Here is a 7,642-nt window from a genome sequence, read left to right as displayed (position 1 = left end):
TTGTAGGGGCGGGTTTTACCAACCATTTATGTTAGAAACCTACCATCTCCAAAACCCGCCCCCACAAGGCGACAAATCCGCAATTGGTAATATCATCGCAGTTCGATCGCCCTCACCCTTTCATCACAAAATCTAACAATCGGTGAGCCATTTCTAGCTTGCTGCAAGGTGCTATTTCTACTTGCTTGCCGGCGGCATTAATTAATATTGCTTGATTGGTATTGCTGCCAAAACCTGCACCTATTCGATCGATCGGGTTTGCGGCAATTACATCGAGTTTCTTCGCCCGCAATTTCTCCAAAGCAGGCTTGACAATATCCCCAGTTTGTGCTGCAAACCCGATTAATTTTTGATGCGGCTGTTTCAATTTTCCCAACTCTGCCACAATATCCGCTACCGGTGCCAACGGTAAACAATTCGGGAGCGATCGCTTCGGCAATTTCTCACTACTGTACTCAGCCGGCTTCACATCCGCTACCGCCGCCGCCATCACCGTCAAATCCGCATCGTGGAAGCATTGCAGCATCGCCTGCCACATTTCGCCCGCACTCGTAACTGCGATCGCCCGCACACCTGACAGCGGCAATTCGCCAGTTATACTGTGTACCAGCGTCACTGTAGCGCCGCGGTGCTGTGCAGCTTGCGCCAAAGCTATACCCATTTTGCCGCTGGAAGGATTGCCGATAAACCGCACTGGATCGAGGTGTTCCCGCGTTCCTCCCGCACTGATCAACACCCGAAGCCCCGCTAAATCTCGATCGCCCTTGGCATACAACAGCGATTCAATATGAGGCAAAATCTCATAAGGTTCTGCCATACGGCCAACACCCGCGCGATCGCACGCCAGCATACCCGCCCCCGGATTCGCAGCATGATAGCGCCGATAACTCAACACTTCCCGCCAATTCCGCTGCACCGCCGACTGTTCCCACATATCCGTATTCATCGCCGGTGCCAGCAAAATTGGGCAATTAGAAGCTAAGACAGTATTAGTCAACAAATTATCAGCAAAACCCCCCGCCAACTTAGCCAAAGTATTAGCCGTCAGGGGAGCAATCACAAAAACTTCCGCCCATTCTCCCAGTTGAATATGCAGGGGGCGCCCGTGACTTGGTTGCCAAAAATCTTTGTCAGTAAAAGCAGGATGGCGGCACAGAGTAGCAAAAGTCAAAGGCGTTACAAACTCCCCTGCCGCATCAGTAAGAATAGCTTTAACTTCCGCTCCAGCTTTCGCTAAAGTTGAAACTACTTCGCAAACTTTATAAGTCGCAATCCCGCCACTAACGCCGATTAAAATTCGTCTGCCTTTCATGTCATACCATTTTAGATTTTAGATTTTAGATTTTAGATTTTAATTTGGGAATGACTGATGAATACCAGGGTTGAGAGCTGGCCTACATTCACATTCTTTTTTGAAACTGGTGTCATTTTTCCATAAAAAAGAATCAAGAAAGAAATTAAGATAAAAACAGACTAAAATCCCTCATTCATCTGTTTAATCTGCAACAAAATATGCTGCTAACTTCTTCCTCAATTCCGTCGAAAATTTTGAGCTAGATTTTTCAGTCTATGCTTCGTCGTAGGCTTCCATATCCAGAAGGTGGAGATAAGGTTCAACCAGCTCCGGCCGCTGAAAAGCAAGCGATCGCAACAAATGCCAATCATTCAATCCCTCAAAAGGATCTGTATAATCGTCAACTTCCAAACGGACAGCCAATTCTGCCACGTCCTGAGAAGTAAGTACAGCAATATCGCGCGATGCTTTGGTTAAAGTTTTCATTTTTTTCCCCTGCCCGAGACTTCCGCCATACTATATACTAAACCTTTAATCAGATTTCGACACAGTTTCTACAACAAAACTTCGCATTACCTCTATAACTTCCGGCAGAATCTCGTGTCCCATGTTAAATTCTCGATACTGCACCGCAGCTCCCCAAGCCGTCAAACTCTCGCGCGATCGCACAGCAGCACTAACAGGCACAATAGTATCTTGAGTACCGTGTACGATTAAAACAGGTGGCAAAACACTCCCCGCAACTGGCGAAATCTGGTGTAAATAACCGCTCAGACAAATTAAACCAGCTAGGGGCAAAGTCAATCCCACATCTAGAGTCATCGCTCCGCCTTGAGAAAAGCCACTTAAAATCGTGCGAGACAAAGGCACGCCCGTGGTGCTTTCCAAAGACAGCAAAAATTCCCTCAGCAATTGCCGGCTTTCTACCAATCCCTGAGCGTCTTTGGTTTGAAGGTTATACCACGCTTTGCCACTCGTTACCTGGGGATGGGGAAAGGGGGCATAGGGAAACACAAACTGATAATCCGGCAAATTGAAAAAGGGTGCTAAGGAAGTCAAATCCCGAGCATTAGCACCCCATCCATGTAAAGCGACCATCAAAGCGACAGGTTTGCGATCCGTTGTGGGCGGTATGCTAATAGATTGTAAAGACATCGTAGTTAATAATTGGTAATCTGGCCTGGCTACAATTATAAATTGTTACGACGGGTAAAAACCCAGATATTTTTTTCGGCAATATTCCACTGAACTTAGCACAGGTTTGCTAATAACTATAACAGTTGACAGTTGACAATTAACAGTTGACAGTTAACCGTTGAAAGTAGAGTGCTAAATCCGAAACTTTCCCAAGTAAAATGCGGAGATTTTACGTTTTATAAACAGGAATTAGGGAGCATCTCATATTTGTAAAAACACTTCTTCTGGCTCCTTCCTTCTGGCTCCTTCCTTCTGCCTCTTTCCTCCTGCCTCCTGCCTTCTGCCCCCTGCCCCCTCCTGCCTTCTGCCCCCTGCCCCCTCCTGCCTCCTATCTCCTGCCTCCTGTCTCCAATTTATAGCTGGGCTGCTTTCATTGAGATGCTCCCAGCAAGACTCAGCTAAAAGCGAGATTTGTTCCGCTAATTCCAATTGACCGAAAGCATCCAGGATACAAGCCCCCAGATTAATTAATGAAGAAATAAAAAACCTGTATCCGATGAAACTTGCCCCCCCGAATCTATCTCGCGCAAGTCAATCTAAAATCTAAAATCTAAAATCTAAAATCGATTGACACCTACCGCAGGTAAAACCTTAGAAATAGATTGCTTAGACTGTTGTCGCACCGGCACCTCAATCCAGAATTCAGTTCCCTCCCCCGAAGCCGACACGCACCTGAGCGAACCTTGATGTTTGTCCACTATTTGATAGCAGATAGACAATCCCAAGCCAGTACCTTGGCCTACAGGCTTGGTAGTAAAAAACGGATCAAACAAACGTTTTTTGACATTCTCCGTCATGCCCGTTCCATTGTCAGCAATTCGCACGCATACACAATTAGAACTTAAAAGTTCAGTGCGAATCCGAATAGTAGGTAAAAAGGCAGAATCCGAGGCGTTTTTTTTGAGCCTTTTTTGATTTTCTGCATCAGATAAAACATCAATAGCATTGCTCAAAATATTCATAAATACCTGATTTAATTGTCCCGCACAGCACTCCACCAATGGCAAATTTCCGTATTCTTTGATGAGTTCAATGCCAGAAAAATCAGCTTTTTGTTTCAGCCGACTATCCAAAATCATCAAGGTGCTGTCAATTCCTTGGTGAATGTCAACCGACTTCATTTCAGCTTCATCCAAGCGCGAAAAATTACGCAGAGAAAGCACGATCTGGCTGATCCGTTCAGCTCCCATATTCATAGATTTTAGGATTTTAGGCAAGTCTTCACTGATAAAATCCAAATCAATATCTTTTAGTTTCGCTTGCACTTCGGGCGTTGGGTTGGGATATTGCTGCTGGTATATTTCCACAAGTTCCAGCAAGTCTCTAGTATATGCGCCTGTATGGATCAGGTTGCCAGAGATGAAGTTGACAGGATTGTTAATTTCGTGGGCAACTCCAGCCACCAACTGCCCCAGGCTGGACATTTTTTCAGTTTGGATTAGTTTAAATTGAGCTTCCTGCAAATTTTTTAGTGCTGTTTCTAGTTCAGCGGTGCGCTGTTTTAGTTGAATTGTACGATCGTACACTTGCTGTTCTACTTTTGCAGTACGTTCTAGAGACATCAACAGGTAAATCGTCAAGCTGCCAGTCATCAATAGCCCGATCGCCCCAATGGCCAGCGAACCCTGATGCGTCCTCAGACTGTTGTACCCCTTCCCTGGCAAAACTAGCAGCCTCCACTGGCGGTCTGCTACGTTAAATAGGCGAGTGCAAGCACTAGGATTTTTACAGATTTTTCCCCGCAGATTAGCTAACTCTGGCTTTTCGTGTTTTGGGTTATCTATCAACTGCTTAGCTTGTGAGTCGTAGCGCACCAGAAAGTGTTCTTTCTCTATAGCAGAGTTGTCATAGAGGTAAAAATTAATCTTGTCTAAATTCAGCGATTCTAAAGAGGAATCGACCATACTCGTGATCTGAAACAGACCCGCAATCACTCCCATGAGGTTTTGGCGGCCGTTGACCGAATTATCTGGAGAATTTGTGGGGCGGGGTACTGGTAGAAATACTTGCAATCCTGGTTGATTGTTGCTGACTAATCTAATCCGCGCGGAAGCCGCTATTTTCCCGGTATTCGCCGACTTCTCTAAAGCTGTTTTGCGATCGGGGCTGGAGGCAACATCAAAACCGATCACTTTGTTATCTTCTTCTAATGCTTCTCTGTAAATAATAGGAAAGTATTCCGATCGCACTTTTGCTTTGACCTGCTTTTTGTCAGGAGTTCGTTCGTAAATTTGAAATGCCGGAAAATCTTCGGCTCGAATTGTCTTTTCGTAAGCTGCTTTTTGGGCAGCAGGCACGCGCCGAATCCAGTTAACAGAATGTATAGCAGTATTTCGGGCAAGTGCAGGTTGAGCGAATTGCTTAAAATCTTGTCGGCTAACTTCAGTAGACGCCCTGTAGAATGCTTCCAGTGAGTACAGAACTTCTAAATTTTTGTTGATGCTTTGCTGCAAAGTCACATTCAGGCGATCGGCTTGCTGATGAAATTCCGCTTGCATTCGTTGGTGTTCCGAATGCCACACAACGGCTGCGGCTGCCAAGGACAAACTCGTACCTGTGCAAAGAGTCAGCGCTGCTGGAATGTAGCGACGGTGCGACTGTAAACTTTCGGTCAGCGAATTAAACCAATTGCTCGCAAAATTCATATTTCCACACCTTCTGCCACCGAAGTGCTATTTTTTAAAGACTTGTAAAAGTCCTTGATAGCACGATCGACAGCCGACAAACAAGATTGTCTAAAAACTTACGATCGCAGAAATAGAACTTACCTTGAGAAACCCAATTTCTACGAAAATATTAATGTGTAACGAGAAAGTTGGGAAGAAACCCGGTTTCTTCCGAATAGTCCATCCACTAAGCTGTTGCGCGTTTAAATTGCATATTCGGGACGGGCTCGCGTGCCCATCCCACAATAATTTGAGTGATTTTTGACACACAATTTAAATGGAGAACAGCTTACTGAGGAATTAAAACCAATTGTAACTAAGTGTAACGAAGTCAGTTCCAATCTCGGCGCTCCCAAGTTCCTGCCCCGGAAGAACCGGGGAACAAGAAAAAGCCTCGATCTGGTGGGGCGGGTACTCAATACCCGCCCCACAAAGCCAACTTAAAGGTGGAACCGCTTACAAAACAGTCCCTATTTCCTTCAAATAAACCCGTGTAAACGGTTCATCATCCCCCAGAGTATACTGTTCGATCAATCCTTGGCGGCGAATAGAAATACTATTTCCTTCCCTCATCACAACAGTATCGTCATCAGTGCTTTCTCTGACCAACATCATCTCAGTTTCCCCCGGATTGTCCAGCACCACCATATTGCTGCCCCGATAAAACATTCCCTCAGCTTCCAAAATATCTTCGGGATATTCAGCAATTAACAAATCGAGCTTGGGATTCCGCAGCAAACTTTGCAAGTTCAGATGGTAATTCTTATTCAAAACTTTTTCAGAACGGTTAACAAAAAGTCCACCGCGACAAACAGCACCGATTGTCCAATCGGGATGCTGCAACAGAACATGGTCGATGGTTTCTTGTAGGTCATGTACCGAAATTCTGTTGAAAGTAATAATCGGAATTCTGGCTAATTTTCCCGATTCAAAGAAAGTTTCGATAATATGGGAAGGTACATCAACTCCTTCGCCGACAGCAGGGTTAAGGTGCATAAAAATTCCCGGCGCGGCATTGATCTCGATAATCCCAAAATTCCCGGTTTTCCAAGATTTGGCGAGAGTTTCTGTTACCACATCAATTCCCAAACAAGTTAACCGAAAATGTAGGGCGATATCTTGAGCTAAAACAATGTTATCCGGGTGAATATTGCGGGTAGCATCGATGCTGACGCCGCCTGCGGAAAGATTAGCGACTTTGCGTAGAGACACAGTGCGATCGCGACTTAGTACACTATCTAATGACAGCCCTTGTTCTTCCAGATACATTTCCATCGCTTCGTCGGACTGAATTTTGCTCATCGCCGAAGTAGGCGTATCCAAACGTTCTGGTTTGCGGTTTTCACGGCGGATCAATTCGCGAATTGTTGAGTCGCCATCACCTGTTACCGAAGCGGGCCGGCGTTCAGTTGCCGAAACAAATTTGCCGTCAACGCACAGCAGCCTAAAATCCGATCCTTTGATGCTGTTTTCCACAATTACTCGCACCGGATCTGTTTCGGGAATTGCCTTAACTGCTCTTTTAAAAGCCGCCTGCAATTCCTCACCATCTCGGACATCTGCTGTGACGCCAATTCCTTTATGACCGACTACGGGTTTGATAGCAACTGGGTAGCCAATTTCTCTAGCAACTGCCAGAGCTCCGTTTTCTGTGGAGACGATATCGCCTTGGGGAACAGGAAATCCTAATGTAGCGAGAAAAGCTTTACAATCGTCTTTGCGCGTGGTAAAATCTGAGTCTAAATGGCTGTCAGAATCAAAAGTAGTTGCAGAGCCACGAACCAGTTTTTTACCGTACCCATATTGCATTAGTCCTTCATCCCACAAATAAAATGTGGGAATGCCTTTTTGGGATGCCGATCGCATTAACGAATAAACTGTCGGCCCTCCGTAAACTGACTGCCGGAACATATTTTGCAGCGCGCCCATTTGTGCTTCTAAGGGAAAGTCTTGATTTTGATTAATGGCTTCAAACCAATCCCAAACTGCGTAAACTACGGCTCTGGCGGTGCGGGCGTGAAGTGCTTCTATGCTGATTCTGTTAAAGTAAGAAAATGGCTTGATGTTCCAGTGTTGGAAGTGCAAACCCATGTCGAGTTTTGCTAGTTCTGAGGCGGTACGACCGAACAGTTGGGCATGGTTCGAGAAAGTTTCGTGCAGCAGTTGCGGGTAGCGATCGCTAATAATTGTATGGTAATGTGCGATCGGCAAAGGTTCGCTCCCCCCCGTCACCGCTAAATCAAAAACTAAAGCCGCGGTGTCTAAATAAGGGTTGGGCCCGATATAGTGTTTGAAGTTGAACACATCGAAAATATCGGTTTTTCGAGCATTGACGCGCGCTGTTTCTGTGCTTTTTTCTTGCAGCATTTTCTAACCTCCTTTGAGCTAATTTTTTACGGTAACTTTATAGTTGGTGCAGGGGATACTACCTGGGGGCATAGATATTCCAGCAGTCAGACAAATACTCCGACCAATTCTGCCTTCA

Annotated in this window: 5 protein-coding genes; all 5 read right to left on the bottom strand. The window is 45.5% G+C overall.

The window, feature by feature from the left end; translation table 11 throughout:
- Positions 1 to 112: 112 nt before the first annotated feature.
- The 5 genes from coaBC to QUA88_RS17815 all read right to left on the bottom strand — a co-directional run bounded on the left by coaBC (position 113) and on the right by QUA88_RS17815 (position 7,524).
- On the bottom strand, positions 113 to 1,312 hold the full coding sequence (coaBC, locus tag QUA88_RS17835; RefSeq protein WP_333272946.1) for a bifunctional phosphopantothenoylcysteine decarboxylase/phosphopantothenate--cysteine ligase CoaBC: 1,200 nt from the start codon (positions 1,310 to 1,312) through the stop codon (positions 113 to 115).
- A 255-nt stretch (positions 1,313 to 1,567) separates the two neighbouring features.
- Positions 1,568 to 1,780, bottom strand: coding sequence for a protein IsiD (gene isiD, locus QUA88_RS17830; protein WP_006632739.1), 213 nt, complete (start codon positions 1,778 to 1,780; stop codon positions 1,568 to 1,570).
- A gap of 45 nt (positions 1,781 to 1,825) precedes the next feature.
- The gene (locus QUA88_RS17825) at positions 1,826 to 2,449 is read right to left on the bottom strand and encodes an alpha/beta hydrolase (protein WP_333057916.1); all 624 of its coding nucleotides are present in this window, start codon (positions 2,447 to 2,449) and stop codon (positions 1,826 to 1,828) included.
- 599 nt (positions 2,450 to 3,048) lie between these two features.
- Positions 3,049 to 5,136 carry a CHASE domain-containing protein gene (locus tag QUA88_RS17820; RefSeq protein WP_333272943.1) on the bottom strand — a complete coding sequence of 696 codons (2,088 nt, stop codon included), beginning with the start codon at positions 5,134 to 5,136 and terminating at the stop codon, positions 3,049 to 3,051.
- Between the two features lie 477 nt (positions 5,137 to 5,613).
- Positions 5,614 to 7,524 (bottom strand): ATP-binding protein, encoded by a 1,911-nt coding sequence (locus QUA88_RS17815; RefSeq protein ID WP_333057914.1) that lies wholly within the window; start codon positions 7,522 to 7,524, stop codon positions 5,614 to 5,616.
- Positions 7,525 to 7,642 lie beyond the last annotated feature (118 nt).

This window comes from Microcoleus sp. D3_18_C2 (assembly GCF_036702395.1).
In the GTDB taxonomy this organism is placed as follows: Bacteria; Cyanobacteriota; Cyanobacteriia; order Cyanobacteriales; family Microcoleaceae; genus Microcoleus.
The sequence above is the reverse complement of the archived record's forward strand: the minus strand, read 5'-3'. Positions and strand labels throughout refer to the sequence as shown.

What these genes read in the sequence shown, in the direction of transcription:
- isiD (WP_006632739.1), bottom strand. Translation starts at nt 1,780, where the DNA reads ATGAAAACTTTAACCAAAGCATCGCGCGATATTGCTGTACTTACTTCT.
- QUA88_RS17815 (WP_333057914.1), bottom strand. Translation starts at nt 7,524, where the DNA reads ATGCTGCAAGAAAAAAGCACAGAAACAGCGCGCGTCAATGCTCGAAAA.
- QUA88_RS17820 (WP_333272943.1), bottom strand. Translation starts at nt 5,136, where the DNA reads ATGAATTTTGCGAGCAATTGGTTTAATTCGCTGACCGAAAGTTTACAG.
- coaBC (WP_333272946.1), bottom strand. Translation starts at nt 1,312, where the DNA reads ATGAAAGGCAGACGAATTTTAATCGGCGTTAGTGGCGGGATTGCGACT.
- QUA88_RS17825 (WP_333057916.1), bottom strand. Translation starts at nt 2,449, where the DNA reads ATGTCTTTACAATCTATTAGCATACCGCCCACAACGGATCGCAAACCT.